The 23,974-nt window shown below is 72.9% G+C and carries 17 protein-coding genes; 5 read left to right on the plus strand and 12 right to left on the minus strand.

Going from position 1 to position 23,974, the window contains the following annotated elements:
• Nucleotides 1–4: 4 nt before the first annotated feature.
• From ACIQUT_RS09865 to ACIQUT_RS09905, 9 genes are all read right to left on the minus strand, one after another.
• Nucleotides 5–5,491 carry a type I polyketide synthase gene (locus ACIQUT_RS09865; protein WP_403561281.1) on the minus strand — a complete coding sequence of 1,829 codons (5,487 nt, stop codon included), beginning with the start codon at nt 5,489–5,491 and terminating at the stop codon, nt 5–7.
• On the minus strand, nt 5,488–5,847 hold the full coding sequence (locus ACIQUT_RS09870; RefSeq protein WP_403561283.1) for an acyl carrier protein: 360 nt from the start codon (nt 5,845–5,847) through the stop codon (nt 5,488–5,490). Before ACIQUT_RS09870 ends, ACIQUT_RS09865 begins: the two co-directional genes overlap by 4 nt.
• Before the next feature lie 56 nt (nt 5,848–5,903).
• On the minus strand, nt 5,904–6,650 hold the full coding sequence (locus tag ACIQUT_RS09875) for an SDR family NAD(P)-dependent oxidoreductase (RefSeq protein WP_403561284.1): 747 nt from the start codon (nt 6,648–6,650) through the stop codon (nt 5,904–5,906).
• Nucleotides 6,647–8,005: a class I adenylate-forming enzyme family protein gene (locus ACIQUT_RS09880; RefSeq protein WP_403561286.1), complete on the minus strand. Its 1,359-nt coding sequence runs from the start codon at nt 8,003–8,005 to the stop codon at nt 6,647–6,649. Before ACIQUT_RS09880 ends, ACIQUT_RS09875 begins: the two co-directional genes overlap by 4 nt.
• A 12-nt stretch (nt 8,006–8,017) precedes the next feature.
• A complete protein-coding gene (locus ACIQUT_RS09885) occupies nt 8,018–10,039 on the minus strand; it encodes an amino acid adenylation domain-containing protein (RefSeq protein ID WP_403561288.1) in 2,022 nt (673 codons plus the stop codon).
• Entirely contained in the window at nt 10,039–11,184 is a 1,146-nt protein-coding gene (locus tag ACIQUT_RS09890; RefSeq protein ID WP_403561290.1) for an acyl-CoA dehydrogenase family protein, read from the minus strand. The genes ACIQUT_RS09885 and ACIQUT_RS09890 overlap by 1 nt, the downstream gene beginning before the upstream one ends.
• A 17-nt stretch (nt 11,185–11,201) precedes the next feature.
• Nucleotides 11,202–11,459, minus strand: a complete 258-nt coding sequence (locus ACIQUT_RS09895; protein ID WP_403561292.1) for an acyl carrier protein — start codon at nt 11,457–11,459, stop codon at nt 11,202–11,204.
• A gap of 10 nt (nt 11,460–11,469) precedes the next feature.
• A complete protein-coding gene (locus ACIQUT_RS09900) occupies nt 11,470–12,369 on the minus strand; it encodes a 3-hydroxyacyl-CoA dehydrogenase family protein (protein WP_403561293.1) in 900 nt (299 codons plus the stop codon).
• Between the two features lie 130 nt (nt 12,370–12,499).
• Nucleotides 12,500–14,167, minus strand: a complete 1,668-nt coding sequence (locus ACIQUT_RS09905; RefSeq protein WP_403561295.1) for an ACP S-malonyltransferase — start codon at nt 14,165–14,167, stop codon at nt 12,500–12,502.
• Between the two features lie 50 nt (nt 14,168–14,217).
• On the opposite strand from ACIQUT_RS09905, the gene ACIQUT_RS09910 reads away from it, so the two are divergent.
• On the plus strand, nt 14,218–15,507 hold the full coding sequence (locus ACIQUT_RS09910; protein ID WP_403561297.1) for an MFS transporter: 1,290 nt from the start codon (nt 14,218–14,220) through the stop codon (nt 15,505–15,507).
• A gap of 15 nt (nt 15,508–15,522) precedes the next feature.
• Here ACIQUT_RS09910 and ACIQUT_RS09915 read toward each other — a convergent pair whose 3' ends face one another.
• From ACIQUT_RS09915 to ACIQUT_RS09925, 3 genes are all read right to left on the minus strand, one after another.
• Entirely contained in the window at nt 15,523–16,434 is a 912-nt protein-coding gene (locus ACIQUT_RS09915; protein WP_403561299.1) for an ADP-ribosylglycohydrolase family protein, read from the minus strand.
• 43 nt (nt 16,435–16,477) lie between these two features.
• Nucleotides 16,478–17,137: a CBS domain-containing protein gene (locus ACIQUT_RS09920; protein ID WP_403561301.1), complete on the minus strand. Its 660-nt coding sequence runs from the start codon at nt 17,135–17,137 to the stop codon at nt 16,478–16,480.
• A gap of 67 nt (nt 17,138–17,204) precedes the next feature.
• The gene (locus ACIQUT_RS09925; RefSeq protein ID WP_403561303.1) at nt 17,205–18,659 is read right to left on the minus strand and encodes an MBL fold metallo-hydrolase RNA specificity domain-containing protein; all 1,455 of its coding nucleotides are present in this window, start codon (nt 18,657–18,659) and stop codon (nt 17,205–17,207) included.
• Nucleotides 18,660–18,914: 255 nt separating this feature from the next.
• Between ACIQUT_RS09925 and ACIQUT_RS09930 the strand changes: the two genes are divergently transcribed.
• Genes ACIQUT_RS09930 through ACIQUT_RS09945 form a run of 4 tightly spaced genes read left to right on the plus strand, consistent with a single transcriptional unit; the run spans nt 18,915 to nt 23,906 of the window.
• Nucleotides 18,915–19,997: a zinc-dependent alcohol dehydrogenase family protein gene (locus ACIQUT_RS09930; RefSeq protein ID WP_403561305.1), complete on the plus strand. Its 1,083-nt coding sequence runs from the start codon at nt 18,915–18,917 to the stop codon at nt 19,995–19,997.
• A gap of 5 nt (nt 19,998–20,002) precedes the next feature.
• Nucleotides 20,003–20,686, plus strand: a complete 684-nt coding sequence (locus ACIQUT_RS09935) for a helix-turn-helix domain-containing protein (RefSeq protein ID WP_403561307.1) — start codon at nt 20,003–20,005, stop codon at nt 20,684–20,686.
• Nucleotides 20,686–21,453, plus strand: coding sequence for an HAD family hydrolase (locus ACIQUT_RS09940; protein ID WP_403561309.1), 768 nt, complete (start codon nt 20,686–20,688; stop codon nt 21,451–21,453). The genes ACIQUT_RS09935 and ACIQUT_RS09940 overlap by 1 nt, the downstream gene beginning before the upstream one ends.
• Nucleotides 21,450–23,906, plus strand: a complete 2,457-nt coding sequence (locus ACIQUT_RS09945; protein ID WP_403561311.1) for a glycoside hydrolase family 65 protein — start codon at nt 21,450–21,452, stop codon at nt 23,904–23,906. The genes ACIQUT_RS09940 and ACIQUT_RS09945 overlap by 4 nt, the downstream gene beginning before the upstream one ends.
• Nucleotides 23,907–23,974 lie beyond the last annotated feature (68 nt).

The following is a 23,974-nucleotide window of genomic DNA, read 5'->3' on the forward strand; positions in this document are numbered from 1 at the left end:
GTTTTCACTCTTCCTCGGCTCCTCGTTCTGCCAGCAACTCCGCGAGCGCCTGGATCTCCGCCTCGCCGAGGGTGTCCAGGGAGGACAGGAGGCGCTCGGCCTCCGAGGGCGACAGGGCCCTGCCCACCGGCAGGCCGCTGCCGGCCGGAGGTGGTGACGCGGCGGCCGGCGAGGCCTGCGGGGTCCCCCCGGCGGCGCCGTGGTCCAGCCGGTCGAGCAGGGCGTCCGCCAGGTTCCGGAAGGCGTCCGCGTCGAGCAGCCCGGTGAGGGGCAGGTCGACGTCCAGATCGCGGCGGATCTGGCCGCGGACCTCGACGGCGAGCAGCGAGTCCAGGCCGAGCGCCGTCAGCGACACATCAGGGTGGATCGCCTCGGGGGAGATACCGAGACGGGCGGCGAGCATGGTGCGCAGATAGCTCGTGACGCGGCCCTCGCGCTGCTCCGCGGACGCGAGCGCCCAGGCGTGGCGCAGCTTCGGGCCCGCGTCGTCGACGGGCGGCTCGGCAGGCCGGGGGCGTGCCCGCAGGGACCGCCCCCGCGGGTGCCGGTCCTGGTAGCGGTCCCAGTCGACCCGGAAGACGCCGACCTGCCGGTGCCCCCCGGCCAGCGCCTGCTCCAGCGCCTCGAAGGCGGACTCCGGGTCGAGGAGCGTGAAACCGGCCGCTGTCAGGCGCCCTTGGAGCTGCGGGTCGAGGCGGTCCGCCATCCCGATGCTCCACGGGCCCCAGTCGACGCTGAGGGCCGGAAGGCGCAGAGCCCTGCGGTAGTGCGCGAATCCGTCGAGGAAGGCGTTGCCCGCCGCGTAGTGGGCCTGCCCCCGCGAGCCCAGCAGGGCGGCCGTGGACGAGAAGAGGATGAACTCCTCCATCGCGCAGTCGAGGGTCGCGCGGTGCAGGTTCCAGGCCCCGGCCACCTTGGGGGCCGTGACCCGGGCGAAGGACTCCCAGTCCAGCCGGGAGACGACCGCGTCGTCGATGATCCCGGCGGCGTGCACCACGCTCCGCAGACCGCCCCACTCCTTCTCGGCGCGGGCCACCAGGTCGTCGACCGCCGCCTCGTCGGTCACGTCCAGGCTGACGACGGTGACGTCCAGGCCCGAGGCCTCCAACTCCGCGACGGCGGACCGGGCCTCGGGCCCGGGTGCGTGGCGCGAGGCGAGGACGACATGCCGTGCGCCGCGCCCGGCGAGCCAGGCCGCGGTGCGCAGCCCGAGTGCTCCCAGGCCTCCGGTGACCAGATGGCACCCCCGGCCGCTCAGCCGGCCCGCGCCCCGGCCGGACGCGGCCTCGCGGCGCAGGGCGCCGCGGTACAGCCGGCCCTGACGGACGGCGGACTCGCCCGGCAGGGCGGGTGCCGCGAGGGCGGCGGCGAGCAGGTCGAGGGACGCGACGGGGTCGCCCGGGTCGACGTCGCACAGGGCGACGTCGAGTTCCGGCAGTTCCAGGGCCAGGGTGCGCCCTAGGCCCCACAGCATCGCCGGGTGGGGGTCGCGCACCTCGCCCGGGTCATGGACGGGAACGGCACCGCAGGTGACCAGCGTGACGGTCGCCGGCTGCCGGCCGGCGCGTTCCGCGGCCTGCACGACGGCCGGGACGCTGCCGCACACGGTTCGGGTCCCGGCCCCGTCGTACCGGGTGCTGCCCAGCGCGAGGCAGTGGACGAGGTGTGCCGGGCCTGCGGTCTCCCGGAACAGCCGGTCCAGTTGGTCCGGGTCGGCGGGGTCGAGTGTGCAGTGTTCGTCGTCGTGCCGTACGAACTCGGTGCCCGCTTCGACGACGGTGCAGTGCCCGCCCCGCGCGCGCACCCCGGCCGCCAGCCGCTTCCAGTAGCCGTGCCCGTCCCCGAGGACGATCCACCGGCTGCCGTCGAGGCGCCCGGGAGCCGGTGCCGGGCACTCCTCCCAGCCGTCCGCGTACACGAGGCTCTCCGGTTCCCTGCCCGTCAGCCGGGAGCGGTCGAGGAACCGCAGTTCCAGGCCGGTGAGGTCGAGCAGCGGGTGGCCGTCCCCGTCCTCCAGCCGGACGTCCGCGATCATCCTGTGCCGGTCCAGGACGCGCGACACGACGCGTACCCGACCGGTGTCGCGGGCGCCGCCGAGCGTGTGGAAGGCGGCGTGCGCGATCCGGAAGGGGAGCAGCACCCGCCCGTGGAAGGGCTCGCGCACCGCCGCCGCGGCGATGGCCGTCTGGATGCAGGAATCCAGCAGGGCCATGGTCCGCTCCCTGGCGGTCGGTGCCGTCAGCGTGACGTCGCCGAGGGTCTCCTCGTCGAGCACGCTCAGCCGCTCGATCCACCGGAAGGCGGGACCGAAGCGGTAGCCGGCCTCCCGCAGATCGGAGTAGAGCCGGTCGACGTCGTGCGGCCGGTGCCGGCGGTCCGGCCGTACGGCCCGGGCTCCGGCCGGGTGCGGGCCGTCCACGTCGAGGGCACGGATGCGGCCCTCGCCGTGCACCTGCCAGGAGTCGTCGTCGTACGGGGTGCCGTGCGCGTCGAGGCCGAGCACGCGGGCGGAGGACCAGCCGTCGGCGGCCGGGCCGACGACGATCTGCAGGGTGTGCTCCCCGGCGCCCGGCAGCAGGGCGCGCGGGAACACCAGGTCCTCCACGACCGCCCCGGCGGCGTCCGTGGCGGCCTCCAGCATGCACGCGGTGTGGTACGCACCCGGCACCACCGGCCGGTCCGTGATCACGTGATCGTTCAGGGAGCGCAGTGCCGCCGTACTCACCGGGGTCTCGAAGCGCTGCTCCGCCGACTGCGGCAGCGCCAGTCGGCGCAGGGCCGGCACGTCGCAGGACGCGGTGGCCGGAGCGGCCGTCCGGCCGGGCCCGGCGGACCCGGCCCGGCCGTCCGCCCAGTAGCGGTGCCGGGCGAAGGGGTACAGCGGCGCGGCCACCCTGCCGCGGCCGTACGGCCGGAAGTAGGCCGGCCAGTCGATCCGGGCCCCGTCCGCCTCCAGCCGGGTCATGGCCGTCAGCAGGGAGGCCGTGTCCGGCTGCTTCCGGGCCAGACTCGGCAGCCAGACGCCGGGACGGCCCGCGGACTGCAGGCGTCCGAGCGCGGCCAGGGTCCCGGACGGGCCGATCTCCACGAAATGGGTCACGCCGCTGTCGAGCAGGGAAGAGACGCCGTCCGCGAAACGCACCGGCGCGGTCAGCTGCGTCGCCCAGTAATCCGGCCCGATCTCGTCCGCGCCCGCCGCGGCACCGGTGACATTGGTGACGAAGGGGAGCCGCGCGGAAGCGTGGGGGACACCCCGCGCCGCTGCCCGCAGTTCCTCGGTCGCCGGTTCCATGAGGGGCGAGTGGAAGGCGTGCGTGGTGTCCAGGGGCGTGGTCGGCCAGCCGCGCGACGCGAACGCGTGCTCCAGCGCGGAGACCGCCGAGGCGCTGCCGGAGACCGTCACCCGGTCCGGGGCGTTGTACGCGGCGACGGCCACCGGCCCGCCGTACGCGGCGACGAGCCGTTCCACCGCGGCGATGTCCGCGCCGCCGACCGCGATCATGCGCCCCGTGACCGGGAGGCGCGCGACGCTCTCGCCTCGCCTGGCCACCAGGCTCAGGGCGTCCGCCACGTCGAGCACCCCGGCCGCGCACGCCGCCGCGTATTCGCCCAGGCTGTGGCCGATGACCGCCTCGGGGCGTATGCCCAGGTGGCCCCACAACTCCGCCAGGGCCACCTGGGCCAGGAAGAACACCGGCTGGAGCAGCTCCGCCCGCGCCAGCAGTTCCGCGTCCCCGAGCACTGTGAGCGGATCGACGCCGGTCAGTGCTGCGAAGTCGGGCGCGTGCCGGTCGACCGCCGCCCGGAAGAGCGGGTTCTCCCGGTACAGCCCGAGTGTCATCTCCGGGTACTGGGAACCCTGCCCGGAGTAGAGGAAGGCGATCGTGGGGCTGCTCGTCGGGGCCTCGTCCCGGTGCAGGGGCGCGTGGCCGCCGGCCAGCCAGGAATCGAGCCGGTCGGCCGCCGATCCGGCCGAGTCGGCGGTGACGCTGAGCCGGTGCGCGAACCGGCGGCGCCCGACCTGGCTGGTGTGGGCGAGGTCGCGCAGGTCGGCGCCGGGCGTGCGGAGCCGGTCGGCCCAGGCGCGGGCCAGCCCGCGCAGGCCTTCGGCGGTCTTGGCCGACAGCGTGAGCGGCTCGCGGCTGGGCTGCGGCCGGGTTTTGGTGTCGTCCGGGCGGGCGGGACGAGGGGCTTGCTGGAGGATGGCGAAGGCGTTGGTGCCGCCGATGCCGAGGCTGTTGACGGCCGCGCGGCGGGGTGACCCCGTCCACTCCAGCGGTTCGCGGTTGACGAACAACCCCGCCTGGTTCAACCGGAGTGTGGGGTTGGGTGCGGTGAAGTAGGGGCTGGGCGGGATGACGCCGTGGTGCAGTGCGAGGACGGACTTGACGAGTCCGGCCACGCCCGCGGCCGCTTCGAGATGACCCACCAGTGCCTTGACCGACCCGAGGGCGCGGGACGTGTCGCGGCCCAAGGCCCGGCCGAGGGCCGCGATCTCGACCGGGTCGCCCATGGGAACGCTCGTGCCGTGCGCCTCCACGTAGCCGATGGTCGCGGGGTCGATCCCGGACACGGCCAGGGCCTGCCGCATGGCGCCCAGTTGGCCGGTCAGGCTCGCCGCGCCGTAACTCGCCTTTCCGCCGCCGTCGTTGTTGACGGCCGTGCCCAGGATCGTGGCGTAGACGGTGTCCCCGTCGCGCAGCGCGTCCTCCAGCGGCTTGAGCACGACGGCCCCCACGCCGCTGCCGAACAGTGTGCCGTTCGCGTTCTCGTCGAACGGCAGGCATCGCCCGTTCGGCGACAGGATTCCGCCCTCGCGGTGGAAGTAGCCGGCCGCGGTGGGCACGCGGACGGTCACCCCGCCGGCCAGCGCCACGGAGCACTCACCGTTCAGCAGGCTCTGGCAGGCGAGGTGCACCGCGACCATCGAGGTCGAGCAGGCCGTCTGCACGGTGAGCGCGGGCCCGGTGAGATTCAGCTTGTACGCCACCCGGGTGGCCAGGAAGTCCTTGTCCACGCCGAGATGCTCGATGGAGGCGGTGGGGTCGGGCAGTCTGCCGCCCGAGCCGAGGACCTCCGGCAGGTAGCCGGCCATCACGCCACCCGATCCGGCGAACACCCCGACGTGGGAGGGCGCTCCGGTCGGCGTCAACAGCCCGGCGTGCTCCAGCGCGTGCCAGCACGTCTGCAGGAACAGCCGGTGCTGCGGGTCCGTAGCGGCCGCTTCCCGGGGGGACATGTCGAAGAACGGGGCGTCGAACCGGTCGGTGTCGTCCAGGACCGCGGCGGTCTTGACGTAGTCGCGGTGGCTGATCCACGCCTCGTCGACACCGCTGCGGCGCAGCTCCGCGTCGCTGAGGCCGCGTATCGCCGTGCGGCCCTCGGCGACCATCCGCCAGTACGCATCGATGTCCGGTGCGCCGGGGAAGCGGCCGGCCATGCCGACGACGGCGACCTGCTGCTCGGGGGGAGGCGAGTCCTGACCGGTCACGAGTCGGTCCGTGCGCCGAGCCGGGCGGCGCGGTTGCCCCGGGCCACCGCGCGCCGCCGGTCCGCCGTCGCCTCCGCGTCGGCCTGCTGATCCTCCTCGGCGCCCGGGGAGTCCCCTCCCTGGTCGTAGACACGCATCAGGTCGCCCACCGTGCGCACGCTGGTGATCGACACCTGCTCGGAGAACGGATCGACGCCCAGTTCCAGTTCGAGGACCGCGACGATGCGTGCCAGGTGCAGGGAGGAAAGCCCCAGCTGGTCGACGAGCAGCTGGGACTCGTCCACCCGGTCGCAGGGGCCGCCCACCTCGTTGACGATCTCCAGCACGGTGGCCTTGATCACCTTGTGCCTGTCCACTGGCTCCAACTCCCTCTGTCCCGTCTGGTCTCGGCTCGGCCGGCCTCGGCCGGTGCTCAGCAGGTGTAGCCGCCGTCCACGGCGATGATCTGACCGGTGATGAAGCCCGCGGCGGGTGAGATGAGGAATCCGACGAGGCCGAGCACGTCCTCGACGGTGCCGAGCCGGGCCAGCGGGGTGCGGCGTACGATCCGACGACGCTGGTCCTCGCTCATGCCGGCGGTCATCTCGCTGTCGAAGTAGCCCGGAGCGACGCTCACCACCCGCACCCCGGCAGGCCCCACCTCCTTGGCGAGGCTCCGGGTGAAGCCGTCCAGCGCGGACTTCGCCGCGCTGTAGACCGCCACCCCGGTCTGGCCGCGCAGCGCGTTGATCGACGAGATGTTGACCACGACACCGCTGCGCCTGGCGAGCATCGGCTTGAGGCAGGTGCGGGTGAGCAGCAGGGGCAGCGCCAGATCGACGTGCAGGGCGTTCTCGATGGCCGACGGTGCGGTGAGGGTGAGCAGCCCTTCGAGGCCGACACCGGCATTGTTGACCAGCACGTCCACACGGCGGTGGGCCCGGATGACATCGCGGGCGAACTCCTCGACGGCCGCCGCGTCCGCGCCGTCGACGGCGGACCACATCAGGGTGTCGTCGCCGACGGTCTTCCGCAGGTCCGCGAGGCCGTCGGACTCGGAGCGGCTGAAGGTCGCCACCCGGTAGCCGCGGCCGATCAAGTCCCTCACCAGTGCGAAACCCAGCCCTCGACTGCCGCCGCTGACCACAGCCACCGGCCGGTTGTCCGCGGTCGTCGTCATGCGATGCCTCCTCGGCGCTTGAACCGGTCGCTGTACAGGGCTCCGTCCGCCATACGGAAGAAGGCCGGGACCTTGTAAGGGGCGAGCCGTGCCGCGCACACCGCGCGCAGCCGCCGCCCGAGGTCTCCGCGGTCCTCCGGGGCCAGCAGCACCACGGTGGCCACGACGATCTGCCCGGTCACCGGGTTCGGCCGGCCCTCGACCACCGCGTCCTTGACGTTGTCGGCGCCGAGCAGCACGTTCTCCACCTCGGTGGGATGGACCTTCTCGCCCCCGACGTTGATCAGCCTCGATGCACGGCCGATCACCCGGAGGGTGCCGTCCTCGTGCATCTCCACGGCGTCGCCGGTGTTCAGCCAGCCGTCGGCGTCGAACGGGTCCGGGGCGTTGAGGTAACCGAGCATCGCGGTCGGCGACTTGATCCACAGAACCCCGTCGACGATCCGCGTGGCGAAGCCCTTGCCGCCCACGTCCATGCGCAGCGAGCCGGGGGAGGGGGACCGGGTCGGCAGGATGCCGGTCTCCGTCAGGCCGTACGTCTGCTTCAGGCGCACGGCCGGGAACTCCTCGGCCAGATGCGCGAGCGTGACCTCCCGCATCGGCTCGGTGCCGTAGGTGATCAGCTCCAGCGACGACAGGTCGAACTTCCGGTGCGCTCCCGACACCAGCAGCATGGTCAGGAAGGACGGCGTGGTGGGCAGCAGTTGGGCCCGATGCCGTTCGACGGCACGGCAGGTGTGCTCGGGGCTGCGCCGGGGTTCGCTGATCACCGTGCCGCCGGTGGTGAGGACGTGCACCAGCGTGTTGATCCCGCCGATGTGGTCCAGGCCCATGAACTGGACGGTGCGCAGTGCCCGGCCGCCGCCGTCCCGGAACCGGGCCAGCAGCCTGTCCAGGGACAGCAGAGCGGCCTTCGCCTCGCCGGTGGAGCCGGACGAGAAGAGCACCAGCCCCGAGTCGCCCGACGCGCGCAGTTCCGCCAGTTTCGCGGGCAGGGGCGCGTCGGGCGCCGTGGCCTCCTCGACGGTCCACCCGTCCGGCGAGGCGAACTCCACGACCCGGGTGACGTGGGCCGTGGCCAGCCGGGAGGCCCGCCGGGCGGCGGGCGGGTCGGTGGGCGCGAGCGGCACCACGGTGTTGCCGCGCACCGCCAGCGCCAGGAACAGCGCGACCCGGCCCGCGGTGGTGTCACCGATGACGGCCACTGCCTCGGTCGGGGCCACCCCCATCCGATCGAGCCGGGTACGCCACTCCTCGGTCCGGGCGACGAGCTGCGCGTACGTCGCCGTACCGCCGTGCCCGCACAAGGCCTGCCGGTCGCCGAACCGGGCCAGTCGTGTCAGCAGCCAGTGCATCGTCTCGCCTCCCTACAGCCCGATCCGGTGCGCCCGCACATGGGCGGCATCGGCCAGGAGCCGGCGGTCGATCTTTCCGCTGCCGGTGCGCGGCAGCTCCGTGAACAGGTCGTAGCCGGTGGGTACCAGGTAGGGCGGCAGCCGGCGGGCCAGGTGGTCGCGCAGGACCTCGCGGGTCAGCCCCTCCCCGGTCACAGCGGCCCGCAGCGTCGCCAGGACCGTTCCGGCGTGGTGCACCGTGACCGCGCATTCCCGCACGCCGGGCACGTGGTGGAGGGCGTCCTCGATCTCGGTGACGTCGATCCTGATGCCGCGGATCTTGACCTGGGTGTCCCGTCGACCGAGGAAGTCCAGCTCGCCGGAGGGCAGCCAGCGGACGATGTCCCCGGTGTCGTACATCCGGCCGTCGCCGTCGCCGTCGCCGTCGCCGTTGTCGTTGTCGTTGTCGTCGCCGTACTCCGGGACGAAGCTGCGCGCGGTCAGCACCGGGTCGCCGAGGTAGCCGCGGGCGACGCACTCACCCGCCAGGTGCAGGCTGCCGAACGCGCCGACGGGCAGGGCGTTGCCGTAGCGCAGCACATAGCAGCGGACGTTGTCGATGGGGGATCCGATGGGCACGCGGCCCCGCTCCGGCTGCCGGGGGCAGTCGTGGCTGGTGACGTCCACGGTCGCTTCCGTCGGGCCGTAGAGGTTGACGAGGGTGCCCTTGCCCTGGAACAGCTCCCCGAACTCGGCGACCGAGGCACCGGTCAGGCTCTCGCCGCTGGAGAAGAGCCAGCGCAGCGCGTGCAGCCGCGCCGCGTCGCCGGTGGACCGCAGATGGGCCAGGAACGCGGCGAGCATGGACGGCACGAAGTGCAGGGCGGTGACGCCCTCACGCTCGGCGGTCTCCACGACCGCCATCGGGAACCGTTCCATGCCGGGAGCGAGCAGATGCATCCGGCTGCCCGTGAGGGCCCACCAGAACAGCTCCCACACCGAGACGTCGAAGATCGCCGGTGTCTTCTGCAGCAGGGTGTCGCCGGGGCCGAGGGGATAGCGCCGCTGCATCCAGGCCAGCCGGTTCACCACCGACCGGTGCGACACCATGACGCCTTTGGGCGTGCCGGTGGACCCGGATGTGTAGATCACGTAGGCGAGGTCGTGCGGGGTGGTTTCGGGCAGCGGCCCGGCCGGCGCCGAGAAGTGCACCGGATCCCGCAGGTCCCACAGGGGCACGCCGAAGTCGACGGGGGTGTCCACGGCGCTGAGCACGACGCCGGCGCCGCTGTGCGCCACGAGCTGCCGGTGGCGCATTTCGGGCGCGTGCGGGTCGAGCGGCAGATAGGCCCGCCCGGCCTTGAGTACGGCGAAGAGGGCGACCGGCAGCTCCGTGGACCGCCGGGCCAGCACTCCCACGACCCGGCATGCGGCGGGCAGTTCGGCCGTCAGGCGAGCGGCCAGGGCGTCGGTGCGCTCGTCCAGCTCGCGGTAGGTCAACGCCCCCGCGTCCGAGCTGACGGCGATCGCCTCCGGGGACCGCCGGGCCTGGCTGCGCAGGAACTGGTGCAGCGTTGTGTCGGCCGGGAAGTCCCTGGCCGTTGCGTTGAAGCGCACCAGCACGCCCTCGCGGTCCTGTTCCCGGAGAACCGGGTAGCCGGCCACGGGACGGGAGGCGTCGCGCCCGGTGTGCGCCAGCAGGGTCGCCCAGATGCGCGCGGTCGCATCGGCCGTCACCGGATCGGGGTGGTCCACCCTTACGTGGTCCGCCTCCAGAGCGAGCCGGAACACGCATGGCTGAGCGTCCGCGGACGCCTGCTCGGGGGGTGCGGCGGCGGTGATCCGGCCGGCGAGCGCGCTCATCGGCTCGTCCGGCTCGACGGTGACCTCGTACGCGGTGTGGAAGGCCTCGAAGCGGCTGGTCCGGTCCGTGTCGGTGTAGTGCACGGCCACCGCGGCCGTGGCCAGCACCAGGGCGCGCTCCATGCCGGATCCGGCCGGCACGTCCGGGCCATCAGGGGCCTTCTCTTCGAGATCGGCTCGGGCGGTCGCCATCAGCTCCTCCGCCGGGCCGCGCTCGCGAGGCGGGGAGCCAGCATGCGCTCCAGGATCTGCGTGGTGCCCTCCAGGATGTTCAGGACCTTGGCGTCCCGGTAGACGCGTGCGGTGACCCCGGATTCGAGGGCCCCTTGGGCGGCCAGCAGTTGGACGGCCTGTGCGGAGTGCTCTTCGAGGACGCGACAGGCGAAGTACTTGGCGGTGAGCACCCGGTCGGTGGCGGCGGAGTCGCCGGAGTCCAGCGCCCGAGACGCGGCGAGGCACAGATGCCGGGTGGCCTCCAGATCGGTGCCCATGCGGGTGATCAGGGACTGGACCTGGCCGTGCTCGATGAGCGCCCGGCCGAAGGCGCGGCGCTCCAGCGCGTACTCGGACGCCGCGAGGAACACCTCGTGGAGCATGCCCGCGGCCATCCAGGCCACGGCGTGCCGGCCGTGCTCCAGTGCGAGGGGCACCAGGACGGCGAGACCGAAGCCGTCCCGCCCGACCACGGCGGACGGGCTGATCTCGCAGTCCCGGAACTCCAGCCGGCCGAGGGCCGCCGCGCGCAGGCCGAGCATCTCGCCCATCGGTGTGACGGTGAGGCCGGGCTGGTCCCGGTCGACCAGGCAGGCGATGGACTGGCCCGCGCGCTGGGCGAACACCAGGAAGACGTCGGCCTGTTGGCCGAAGGTGATGAAGACCTTGCAGCCGTTGAGGAGCAGCCGGCCGTCGCGTTCCTCCAGGTTCGTCTCGATCCCCGAAAGATCGCTGCCTGCCTGCGGCTCGGTCATCGCGATGGCCGCCAGCCGACTGCCGTTCGCCAACGGGGGCAGGACGTCGCGCCGTTGTTCTTCGGTGCCCCAGCGCACCACGACCTGAGCGGCCATGTCGTGCACGTTCACCAGCGAGGCCAAGGAGGCGCTGACGCGGCCCATCGCCTCGTACAGCAGCCCCGTCCGGACGGCGTCCCAGCCGCCCCCTCCCAGCTCGGCGGGCAGGGCGGCACCGGTCAGCCGCTGCTCCCGGCACCAGCGGATCACCGGTTCGGGAAGGCGGCCTGCCCGATCCCAGTGGGCGGGTTCACCGCGCCACCGGTCCAGGTCCTTGAGGAGGGCGGCGTGGTGCGCCGCTTCGTCGGCAGTCAGCAGATGTTCCACCATGGTGGGCCTGTCGCCCTTCAGCCGTGGGATTTCTTCTGCAGCACGAAGTCGACCACCTTGTTCACCGTGGCGAAGTTCGCCAGATCGAGGTCGTCCACTCCGACCTTCACCTCGAACGTGTTCTCCAGGAAGCCGATGAGCTGGATCACGAACAGCGAGTTGACCCGCCCGGTCTCGAACATGTCCTCGTCCCGGTCCGGTGCGGGCCCCGGGTCGTGCCGGGCCAGGAAGTCCAGCACGATCTGATCTATTTCATCGCGAACCGACGTCGTCATGCTTGCGTCCTCATGCTTTCGTCCTCGTGTCCGTGGAGCCGTCCGGCGAACCGCCGTAGTCGTAGAACCCCGCGCCGGTCTTCCTCCCGAGACGGCCGTCCGCCATCAGGGAGCGCAGGAGGCCGCTGGCCTGGAAACGGGGGTCCTTGTAGCTGTCGTAGAGGCTGTCGAGGGTCAGGGTGACGGTGTCGACCCCGATGAGGTCGACCGTTTCGAGCGGGCCCATCCGGTGCCCGAAGCACTTCTTGAAGATGGTGTCGACGACAGCGGGATCAAGCCCTTCGTCCTCGATCAGGCGGGCGGCCTCGTTGAAGAACAGATGGGAGATGCGGTTGCTGACGAAGCCGGGGAAGTCGCCGACGACCACGGCTTGCTTGCCGAGGTCGCCGAGGAGGCCGTGGACGTAGGCCATGCACGCTTCGGAGGTGTCCGCACCCTGCATGACCTCCACCGTGTCCTTGAGGTAGGACGGGTTCATGAAGTGGACCCCGACGACCAGGTCGGGGCGGCCGGTCGTCGCGGCGAGCCGGCCGATGCCGATGCTGGAGGTGTTCACTCCGATGCCCACGCCGGGCGGCAGCAGCCGGTCGAGGGAGCGGTAGACCTGCTCTTTGACCTCCCAGCGCTCGCTGACGTTCTCCACGACGAACTCGCAGGTGCGCAGGTCCGACAGGTCGCCGGAGGACACCACGGCCGCGAGGGCGTCGTCGGGGTCCGTGCGGGGAAGGGCCGGGCGCAGCATCGGACCGAAGCGCGCGGCCTGCACGACGACGTCCCGGGCCCGGTCGAGCGCGGTGTCGTCGATGTCCACGAGCACGACGCGGAAGCCGTGCAGGACGAGGTCGGCGCAGACGGTGCTGCCGATGGCGCCGGCCCCGAGCACGCCGATGGTGCGCTTGATCTCAGTCACGTCCCGCCCCCCCTCACGACACGATGCGCGGCCATGCAGCGCCACTGTTGCCCCCTGTCCTCGTCTGCCTGTGGTGGTGGACCGGCCGGTGCGCGGCCGGTGCGCCGTGGTGCGGTGGTGGACGGACGCGTCAGCGCGGCCAGAGCCGTCCTGCGAGGACGCGGTTGCGCGCGACGGCGCGTTCGTCCTCCCGCAACCCCTTGGACTCCAGCAGCGCATCGAGAATGCCGAGCGCCTGGTCGATGTCCCCGCCGGCCGGCACGGGGCGCTCACGGAGGCTCTCCAGCTCGCGGTACCGCGCCACCACGGCCTCGTGACGCGAGGGAACGCCGGCGAGGAGGGTGCGCGTGCTGACCGCTGTGCGCAGACAACGGTCGATGACCTCCGGGTACTGCTCCTCGGCCAGGAACATGGCGGCCGAGAGCTCTCCCTCTCCGGTGAAACCGTCGAACGGCACGACACGGAGGGACGGGGAGGTCTTCTCGGCCAGGAAGGTCAGCACCGTACCCGGGCCGAACTCCACCGCCTGGCACACGTTCTCGCCGACGAGCGCGTGCTGGACGTCCAGCCAGCGCACCGGTTCGACGAGCTGCCGGGCCAGCAGTTCGGCGCTCTGGGCACCGCCTTGGTGGTGCTGACCGCGGACGCCGGAAAGGACCGGAACGGCCGGTGCCCTCACGGGGATCTCGGTGAGCAGGTCCGCCATTCCGTCCGCTGCGGAACGCATCAGCGGACTGTGGTAGGGCCCCTCCAGGCGCAGCGGATAGACCAGTGCCCCGCGTGCCTCCAGTTCTCTCGCCACCGTGGTGACGTCGTCGGTGTCCCCGGAGATGGCGACCTGGCGTGGTGCGTCGTACGCGGAGACGTAGACCTGGCAGCCTTCCTCGCGGGCGGCGGCGCAGGCGGCGCCTACGACGTCGGGGTCGAGGTGGACGACCCACATCATGGTGCCGTGGAGGGCGTCCGACGCCCGGCGGATGAGTCGGGCGCGCCTGCGCACCAGCCGGATGGCGTCGGAAAGCGTCAGAGCCCCGGCGCAGCACAGTGCCGTGTATTCCCCGAGGCTGTGTCCGGCGCAGAACGAGACGGGGACGCCCGTGTCCTCTTCGAATACCCGGAACATGGCCACGCCGGTCACCAGCACTGCCAGCTGGCTTTCTTCCTGACGTTTCAGAGCGGATTTCTGTGCGGGATTGTAGATGACATCGGCCCAGTCGGCGCCCAATAAGTCACACGCCTCGTCGAGCGTGTCCCGGTAGATCTTGTGGCGATCTCTGAGAGCAGAACCCATTCCGGTGTACTGGGCTCCGACGCCCGGAAATATGGCTGCAATCGTCGGAGGTGAACTGGCCACTCCCGGCCCCCGTTTGTTGCCGTCTGGTGGTTCCCGTGAAACCGAACCCTTGGTGACACGGACAAGGGGGCAGCTTTTCCGGGCCTGGCATCGAACGAATATGCCATAGCGCCGATGGGGAGGCAAGGTGCAAAGGATCTCGTGCGGAACATACGGATAATGCCGTGATGGGCGTTTTGTGAGGGCGGTCGATACGGGGAGCGGGGCGCTCCGGCGGTGGGCCGCGCAGGCTGTTCGGGTGGGGATCGGTGTGTCGCGCGGGAGCGCCGGCAAGGGCAGGGCGGGTCTCAACGCGCAGTGGATGGCGGGAAGTTGACCCCACGGCAGGGTTGCCGGGTCGGCCGCGGGGGTGGCAACCTGGCCCACGGTGCCACATGAGGGTGACGCTTCGGCCGGTATGCCGTCGGTGGCCACAGCATTCCGGCCAACTTCGCTTCGGTGCATTTGAATCGAGGTTGACTTCGGAGCCCGTGCACTGGCAGGGTTTAGGATTCATGGCCGATCGCAACCTGCAAACCGCCTCCGCCGCACCCGAAGAGGTTGACGAAAAAACCTCTGACCGCCTTTCCCGGAACCGGGACTTTCTTCTGCTGATGGGTGCCGACACCGTCAGCCAGGTCGGCACCCAGGTCACCCTCGTCGCCCTGCCGGTCGCAGCCCTCGTGACGCTCGACGCGAATCCCTTCCAGATCGGCTTGCTGAATGCCGTCGAAATGATGGCGTTCGTGGTCCTCGGGCTGCCTGTGGGCGTGTGGGTCGACCGTATGCGGCGTCGCCCCATTCAGGTGGCAAGCGATCTGGTGCGCGGCGCGGCACTGCTTTCCGTCCCGCTCGCCTGGGCATTCGATGCGCTCACGCTGGGGCACCTGTTCTGCGTGGCGGCCATTATCGGTATCGGGACCGTCTTCTTCGACGTCGCTCATATGAGTTATCTGCCGACGGTGGTGTCCGGAGAGCAGATGACGCGCGGTGCGGGGGCGCTGGAGACCGTCTACCAGGTCGCCAAACTCGGCGGCCCCGGCCTGGGCGGTCTGCTGGTGCAGGCGCTCACCGCGCCCGTGGCGATCCTCGTCGACGGCATCAGCTATCTGGTCTCCGGTCTGCTGCTCGGGAGGATCCGCGCCTCGGAGGAGAAGCCCGAGGCGACCGGGCACGAGAAGTTGCGGGTGCAGATCGCCGAGGGGCTGCGCTGCGTTGCCGGCAACAAGATCGTCCGGCTGACTGCCGCGAACGGCGCCCTCACCATGCTGTTCTTCGGCGCATGGAGCGCCATCAGTATCGTGTTCATGATTCGCGACCTGGGCATCTCCCCGGGTGTCTACGGCCTGCTGCTGATCGGGGTGGCCGTCGGCGGAACGCTCGGAGCGATGGCGGCCGCCCGGGTGGTGGAGAAGATCGGCACCGGCCGCACCATGTGGTGGAGCTCGGTGCTGGCGATTCCCGCGATCGCGGTGATCCCCTTCACCGGCACCGGCTGGGCGATGGCCTTCTTCGTCCTGGGCGCCGGCGTCTTCGAGCTGTTCAGCAGCGTGTTCAACGTGGCCCAGTTCAGCTACCGCCTCGCGGTACTGCCGCAGCACCTCCACGGCCGGGTCAACGCCACCATGCGCTTCCTCATGTGGGGAGCGACGCCGATCGGAGCGGTCCTGGGCGGTGCGCTCGTCGGCGTGATCGGGGCGCGGCAGACACTGTGGATCTGCGCGATCGGGTTCATCCTCCCCCAGCTCCTGGTCATCCTCACCCCCGGGATCCGCACCCTGCCGGAACCCGTTCGGGCGGAATGACCCCGGGACGAGCTCTTACCGCGGCCCGACCGGGGGCAGCGGTTCACGGGCCGCGTGCCAGGCGGGCGGGAGGGCGGCGACGCCCGTGCGGGCGGCGATCACCCCGCCCGCGATGGCGCAGGTGGTGTCGATGTCGCCGCGCCCGGCGACGGTGAACCACAGGCCCTCGTGCAGGTCGTCGAGGTGTCCCGCCGCGCACCAGAGGGCGTAGGGGACGGTGTCGGGCCCGGACATCCGGTAGCCGGAGCCCAGGACCTCCGCGGCGTGCCGGACCGAGGTGCGTGCCGGCATCCGGGCCGCGATCCGCACGCCCGACCGGACGTCGCTGTCGGGGAGCCGTGCGGCGACCGCCCGGAGGAAGTCCGCTCGCGCCGGCGCGGTCCCGCCCCGGCTGCGCGTTGCCAGCGCCGCGGCGAGGGCCACCGCCACCGCCGCGGTGACCGCCTCCGGGTGGTGGTGCGAGACCGTGCTCTGCGCGGCGGCCTGCTCGGCGACGGCGTCGAGGTCGGCGGCGTGCCAGGCGCCGAGCGGGGCGACGCGCATGGCCGCGCCGTTGCCCCAGGAGCCCTGGCCGCCGAACTGCCCGGCGACCACCTCCCGCCAGGGCTCGCCCGCGCCGATCCGGCGGAGCACGTCGTGCATCGAGGCTCCGTAGCCGCGGTGCGTGTCGTCGGCGTAGGCCTCGGCGAGGCGCAGGGCGAGGCGGTCCCGGTCGACGGTGCCGCCGCCCTCGGCGAGTTCCCGGACGAGGACGAGTGCCTGGGCGGTGTCGTCGCTCCACCGCCAGAGCGGCTCCGGGGGCGGGGTCCGTGCCTCCAGGGCTGCCGGGCCTTCGCGGCGCAGGATGCCGAACCAGCGGTCACCGAAGGCATCGCCGAAGGCGAGCCCGGACAGCGAATCCAGCGCAGCGGCAGGCAGGTTGATCATCGGAGCAGTATCACAAAGCGACGGCGCCCCCGGCACTCCGGGGTCAGGGGGCGGAGGGGGCCTCCAGGCGGCAGTGGACGTCGATGACGCCCTCGACGGAGTGGGTGAGGCGCTCGGCCAGGGGGATCAGGTCCCGGTCCTCCACCCGGCCGGTCAGGGTGGCGATGCCGTGGGACACCGACACCTCGACGGCTGCACGGGAGAGCGGGAACAGGCGGTCGACGACGGTCCGGCGGATCTCGGCGGTCAGGTCCTCGTCGGAGCGGAGGAAGACTTTCAGGAGGTCGGCGCGGCTGACGATGCCCCTGAGGGTGCCGTCGGCGTCGACGACGGGGAGCCGCTTGACGTGCCGGCCGGCCATGAGGCGGGCCGCTTCGGGGAGGGTGGCGTCGGGGCGGACCGTGACGGCCGGGCTGGTCATCAGGTCCTCGGCACGGGTGGAGCCGGCCTTGGCTGCGTCGCCGAGGTGGCGCATCCGGTCGACGAGGCCGGGATTGTGCTCGTGGAACTCCTCCTTGTGCAGGAGGTCGGCCTCGGAGACCACGCCGACGACGCGGGCCTCGCCCTCGATGACGGGGAGGGCGGACACCTTCCACCGGTCCATCGCGGCGACGATGTCCTTGAAGCCGGTGGCGGGGGTGACGGCGATGACCTTGGTCGTCATGACGTCGGCGACGGTGTACGGGGTCGGGGTGGAGGTCATGGCGGTTCCTCGGTGTGCGTGGCGGCCGTGTTCTGCGTGCGGGCTCAGCGGAGTTCTGCGTGCGGGCTCAGCGGACCAGGACGGCCTCGCCGGATCTGGGTACGACGGCCGTCCAGCCCAGCTCGTCCTCGATCCGGTCCCGGAGCGTCTCGGCGGCGGCCTCCTCGCCGTGGACGAGGTAGGTGGTGCGCGGGGCCGGGGCGGCGCGCAGCCAGTCGATGATCTGGGCGGCGTCGGCGTGCGCCGAGAAGTGCGGGACGTCGGCGACCTCGGCGCGGACGGGGACGTACTCGCCGAACATCTTCAGCGTGCGCGCCCCGTCCACCAGGTCCCGGGCGCGGGTCCCCTCGGCGGCGAAGCCGACGATCACGACGGCGTTGCGCGGGTCGGGCAGGATCCGGTGCAGGTGGTGCAGGACGCGGCCGCCGGTCGCCATGCCGGCGGAGGAGACGATGACCGCCGGGCCGGTGGTGTGGTTGATGTCGATCGACTCCTGGACGGTACGGGCGGCCAGGAAGGGCTCCGGGCTGAGCGCGGCCTCGCCCCGGGCGGTGATCTCGGGCCGCAGCTCGGGGGAGCGGGCCCGTACGGCGTCGCGGTAGACGTCGAGGGCGGCCAGGGCCATGGGGCTGTCGACGTAGACCGGCACGTGGCGGGGGAGGGTGCCGTCGCCGCGGAGGGCGGCGAGTTCGTGCAGGACGACCTCGGTGCGGTCGAGGGCGAAGGCCGGGATGACGACCGTGCCGCCACGGGACAGCGCGCGGGTGATCGCCGTGGCGAAGGCGTGCCGTGCGCGCTCGTCGTCGTGGCGGCGGTTGCCGTACGTCGACTCCATGAGCAGGACGTCGGCGCCGGAGAAGGGCTCGGGAGGCAGGAGCAGCGGGTGGCCGGGCCGGCCCAGGTCGCCGCTGACGGCGAGGGTGTGGCCGTCCTCCAGGGTCAGGTGGGCCCAGGCGGAGCCGAGGATGTGGCCGCCGTGGTGGAGCACGAGCCTCGTTCCGGCCGTGATCTCGACCTCGCTGCCGACGGGGACCGGGTCGAAGAACTTCACCGTGTGGTCGACGTCGTCATCGTCGTAGAGCGGCTTGGCCGGCCGGTGCTTGGACCAGCCGTGCCGGTTGGCGTGCTCGGCGGCCTCCATCTGCAGGCGGGCGCTGTCGCGGAGCACGATCTCGGCGAGGCGGGCGGTGGCGGCGCTGGCCAGGACGGGGCCGCGGAAGCCGTGCCGGACCAGGCGCGGCAGGTAGCCGCAGTGGTCCAGGTGGGCGTGGGTGACGACGACGGCGTGGATGTCGGCGGCGTCGCAGGACAGCTTGGCCCAGTTGCGGCGGCGCAGGTCCGCGACACCCTGGAAGAGCCCGCAGTCGACGAGGATCCGGGCGTGGTCGCTCTCGACGAGGAACTTGCTGCCGGTGACCGTCCGCACACCGCCGAGGAAGGACAGCAGGGCCGGCCGGGCCGGCGCGGCGGAAGCGGCGGAAGCGGCGGACGGGGCTGACCGGGACACGGCTGACCGGGACATGGCGGCAGCCCTCCTTTCGGAACGGATCCCGTGCCTCCACCATCGCACCGGCAGGGCCCGCCGGCAGGGGCCCGACCGGTCCCCGCCCGGGGCCGACCGGCCCAAGCGGGGCGGAAGGGCGCGGGCACAGCCTGGCAGTGACCCTTCCGCACGCCACCCCGCACCGCACACCGGGCACGGCACCTGCCACCGCGCCCCGGCACCGCACCCCGGCATGGCACCCAGGCACCGCACACAGAGAGAGAAGGCCCCGCCATGAAGGCTCTCGTCTTCCACGGGCCCGGACAGACCTCCTGGCAGGACGTCCCGGACCCTTCGATCAAGGACGCCGCCGACGCGATCGTACGGGTCGACGCCGTCACCATCTGCGGCACCGACCTGCACATCATCAAGGGCGACGTACCCGACGTGACCCCGGGCCGGATCCTGGGCCACGAGGCCGTCGGCACCGTCGTCGAGACCGGCGGCGACGTCCGCACCGTCCGCCCCGGCGACCGCGTCCTGATCTCCTGCATCTCCGCCTGCGGCCGCTGCCGCTTCTGCCGCGAGGCCCGCTACGGCCAGTGCCGCGGGGGCGGCGGCTGGGTCCTGGGCCACACCGTCGACGGCACCCAGGCCGAGTACGTGCGCGTTCCCTTCGCCGACCTCTCCGTCCACCCGCTGCCCCACACCCTGGCGAGCCACGAGGCGGTCCTGCTCGCGGACATCTTCCCGACCTCGTACGAGGTGGGCGTCCTCAACGGCAACGTGCGCCCCGGCGACACGGTGGTCGTGGTCGGCGCCGGCCCCATCGGCCTGGCGGCCATCGCGACCGCCGGGCTGTACAGCCCGTTCCGGACCATCGCCGTCGACCTCGCCGCCTCCCGGCTGGCAGCGGCCCGCGAGCTCGGCGCCGATGCCACCGCGAGCGCGGGGGAGGAGCCCGAGCGGCTGGTGGAGGACCTGACCGAGGGGCTCGGGGCGGATGTGGTCATCGAGGCCGTCGGCGTGCCGGAGGCGTTCGAGCTGTGCACCCGCATGGTCCGTCCCGGCGGCCGGGTCGCCAACATCGGCGTCCACGGCAAACCCGCGACGCTCCACCTCGAAGACCTGTGGATCAAGGACGTCACCCTCACCACCGGTCTCGTCGACACCTACTCGACCCCCATGCTGCTGCGCATGGCGGCCGCGGGCCGGCTGCCCGGGGCGGCGCTGGTCACCCACCGCTTCGAGCTGGACCAGATGGAAGAGGCGTACGACGTCTTCTCCCGCGCCGCCGACACCGGCGCCCTCAAGGTCGTGCTCGGCGGACCGCAGCACGACACGCTCGCCGTGCCCGTGCCGCCCGAGGAGCAGTGATCACCGTGAAGAGCAGCCCTCGCACCACCTCCCAGCCGTCCGGCGGTACGGGCGGACGCACCGACCTGGGCCGCCGCCTCGCGGCCCGCCGCGAGTCCCTCGGCCTGAGCCGCGCGGAACTCGGCCGGCAGTGCGGAGCGGACGCCAACTACATCGCCTACCTGGAGGAGCACGCGGCCTCGCCGTCCATCGGCACCCTCGTCCGCGTCGCCGACGCCCTCGGCGTCACGGTCGACGACCTGACCGGCGCGAGCGCCGACCGGGTCCCCGGCCGGGCCGCCGCCCGGCGCGACACCTCGCTCGTGCAGCTGGACGAGGCCGCGTGCCGGCGACTGCTGGGCACGCACGGCGTGGGCCGCATCGCCGTCTTCACCCCCGACGGCCCGTCCGTCCTCCCCGTCAACTACCTGGTCACGGGGACCGGCATCGCCTTCCGCACGCACGCGCACGCCGTCGTCGCCACAGCGGCGGGAACCGAGGCCGCCTTCGAGATCGACCGCATCGACGACGTGACCTCCGAAGGCTGGAGCGTCCTCGCCGTCGGCGAACTCGCGGCCGTCACCGACGCCGGCGAACTCCGGCACCTGAGCGCCGAAGCCCGGGCCCACCCGTGGGCCGGCGGCGAGCGCACCCACTGGATGAAGCTCACCCCCGTCCGGCTCACCGGCCGCCGCGTGGTGCACGGCTGATGGGCGCCGTCCGCGCGGTCGTCTTCGACACGGACGGGGTGCTCCTGGCCACGGCGGCCCGCCACGCGGCCGCCTGGAAGGAGACCTTCGACGGGTGCCTCGCCGCATGGCGGCACCCGGACACCGGTGAACGGCCGCGCCCCTTCGACGCCGTCCGCGACTACCGGGAGCTGGTGGACGGCCGGTCCCGGCTCGACGGCGTACGGGCCTTCCTCGCGGCGCGCCGCATCGACCTCCCCGGCGGAACCCCCGAGGACCGGCCGGGGTGCGGCAGCGTGCACGCGGTCGCCGCCCGCAAGGAGCAGATCTTCTCCGCGATGGTGCGGGCCGGAGGCGTGGAGGTCTTCGATGACGTCCGGCCGGCGCTGCTGCGCCTCCGGGAGATGCGGGTCGGCTGCGCGGCCGCCTCGGCCTCGCGGCACGCCCGCTCCCTCCTCGCGTCCGCAGGCCTGGCCGGCTTCTTCACCGCCCTGGTGGACGGGACGGACGCGGACGCGCTGGCCCTTCCCGGCAAGCCCGCCCCCGCCCTCTTCCTGGAGGCGGCCGACCGGCTCGGCACCGGCCCCGGGCACACCGCCGTGGTGGAGGACGCGCTCGTCGGCGTCGACGCGGGACGCCGCGGCGGCTTCCGCCTCGTCGTGGGAATCGACCGCGACGGTGACCCGCGCACCGCGGACGCCCTGCGCGCGCACGGCGCCCACCTCGTCCTGCCCGGCCTCGGCGGGCTGCCCGCCGCCCTCGCCGCCCTCGGGGGCGACCGGCCGTGACCGCCTCCTGGAGCTGGGAGTACGCGGCGTACGACCCCGAGACGGAGCGGCTGGCCGAGTCCCTGTGCACCCTCGGCAACGGCCGCTTCGCCACCCGCGGATCGGCCCCCGAGAGCACCGCCGACGCCGTCCACTACCCGGCCACCTACCTCGCCGGCTGCTACAACCGCCTCACCTCCGCCGTCGCCGGACGCACGGTCTCCAACGAGGACATGGTCCGGCTGCCGGACTGGACCGCCCTGCGCTACCGCTGCCTGCCCGACGCCGCACAGCCCGACGCCGCACAGCCGGGCGCCGTCCAGCCCGGCGCCGCACAGCCGGGAGACTGGCTCACCCCGGACCACCCGACCCTGCGCCACCACCGCGTCTCGCTCGACCTGCGCACCGGAACGCTCACCCGCCACATGCTCTTCCACGACGCCGAGGGCCGCCGCCTCGGCGTCACCCACACCCGCCTCGTCCACATGGGCGACCCCCACCTGGCCGCGCAGCGCACCGTCTTCCGCGCCTACGGCTGGAGCGGCCGGATCGAGGTCGCCGCCGTGCTCGACGGGGACGTCTCCAACACGGGCGTGGACCGCTACCGCGCCCTGGCCGGACGGCATCTCGTCGCGCACCGGGCGGGGGTGGAGGCGGAAGGCACCGCCTGGCTGTCCTGCAGCACCTCCGACTCGGACATCCGGATCGGGCTCGCCGTACGGACCTCCCTGCGGCCCCTGGCGGCCGTGCACCGCGAGTGCAGGGCCGGCGCCACCGCCACCGCGGCGACCCGGACGTCCGTCGTGCCGATCCGGCGCGGGCGGCCGGTCGTCGTCGTCAAGACGGCCGCCCTGTTCACCTCGCTCGACCGCCCCCTCGCCGATCCCGTACGCAGCGGCATCGAGCACGCCGAGCACGCCCCGGACTTTCCGACCCTGCTGGCGTCCCACCGGGCGGCCTGGCAGCGGATCTGGAGCGAGGGGGAGCTGAGAGTGGAGGGCGAGACCGGCAGGATCCTGCGCCTGCACGCCTTCCACGTCCTGCAGACCCTCTCGCCGCACACCGCCGGGCTCGACGCCGGCGTCCCCGCCCGCGGGCTGCACGGGGAGGCGTACCGCGGCCACGTCTTCTGGGACGAGCTGTTCGTCCTCCCCTACCTCGCCCTGCACTTCCCCGAGACGGCCCGCGCCCTCCTGATGTACCGCCACCGACGGCTCCCCGCCGCCCGCGAGTCGGCGCGCCGCGCCGGTGCCGAGGGGGCGATGTTCCCCTGGCAGAGCGGCAGTTCCGGCGCCGAGGAGACGCAGCGGCTGCACCTCAACCCCTGCTCCGGCCGCTGGCTCCCCGACCACTCCCGCCTCCAGCACCACGTCGGCTCGGCCATCGCCTGGAACGCGTGGCAGTACGGCCTCGCCACCGGCGACACCGGCTTCATGCACGGACCCGGCGCCGAACTCCTCCTGCACATCGCCCGCTTCTGGGTCGGCACCGCCACCTGGGACGCCGGCCTCGGCCGCTACCGGATCCGCGGCGTCGTCGGCCCCGACGAATACCACGACGCCTACCCGGACGCCGCCGCCCCCGGCATCGACGACAACGCGTACACCAACGTCACCGCGGCCTGGGTGCTCGCCCGCGCCCTCGACCTGTACGGGGAACTCCCCGCCGCCCGCCGCGCCGAGCTCCTCGCACAGCTCCGCCTCGACGCGGACGGCCTCGCAGCCTGGGAGGAGGTCTCGCGCCGCATGTACGTGCCCTTCCACCGCGATGTGATCAGCCAGTTCCACGGCTACGGCGACCTCGCCGAGCTCGACTGGGACACGTACCGCGCCCGCTACGGCGACATCCGCCGCCTCGACCGCATCCTGGAGGCCGAAGGGGACACCCCCAACCGCTACCAGGCGTCCAAACAGGCCGACACCCTCATGCTCGGCCACCTCTTCCGGCCCGCGGAACTCGCCCGGCTGTTCACCCGACTGGGCTACACCCTCGACGACGGGCTGTGGGCGCGGACAGTGGCGTACTACCTGCGGCGGACCTGCCACGGCTCGACGCTCAGCAGCCTCGTCCACGGCTGGGTCCTCGCCCGGCAGCAGGGCCCCGAGGCGTGGCGGTACTGCCGGGAAGCCCTGATCGGCGACATCACCGACATCCAGGGCGGCACCACCGGCGAGGGCATCCACCTCGGCGCCATGGCCGGCACCCTCGACCTCGTCGAACGCGGCATCACCGGGCTCGAACCCGGCCCCGACGGGCTCCACATCGACCCGGTGCCGCTCTCCGGGATCCCCGGCTCCGCGTTCTCCCTCTCGTACCTCGGCCACCGGGACATCCGCATCAGCTTCCGGCCGGGCCGACTGGGCATCCGCGTCCCGCCGTCGCCCCTCGGCCCGGTGCCCCTCGTCCTGCCCGGCGGCCGGCGGGAGCGGGTCGCGGCGGGCCGGGAGCGGTGGTTCCGCCTGCCCGCCGGCTGAGGTTCCCGCGCCCGGCCCCCTCGCGTGGCGGTGCGTACGCGCCTCGTACACGCTGGAGGGAGAGCGCC

Origin of the sequence: Streptomyces sp. NPDC090445, from assembly GCF_044769385.1 — a bacterium.
Classification (GTDB): Bacteria; Actinomycetota; Actinomycetes; order Streptomycetales; family Streptomycetaceae; genus Streptomyces.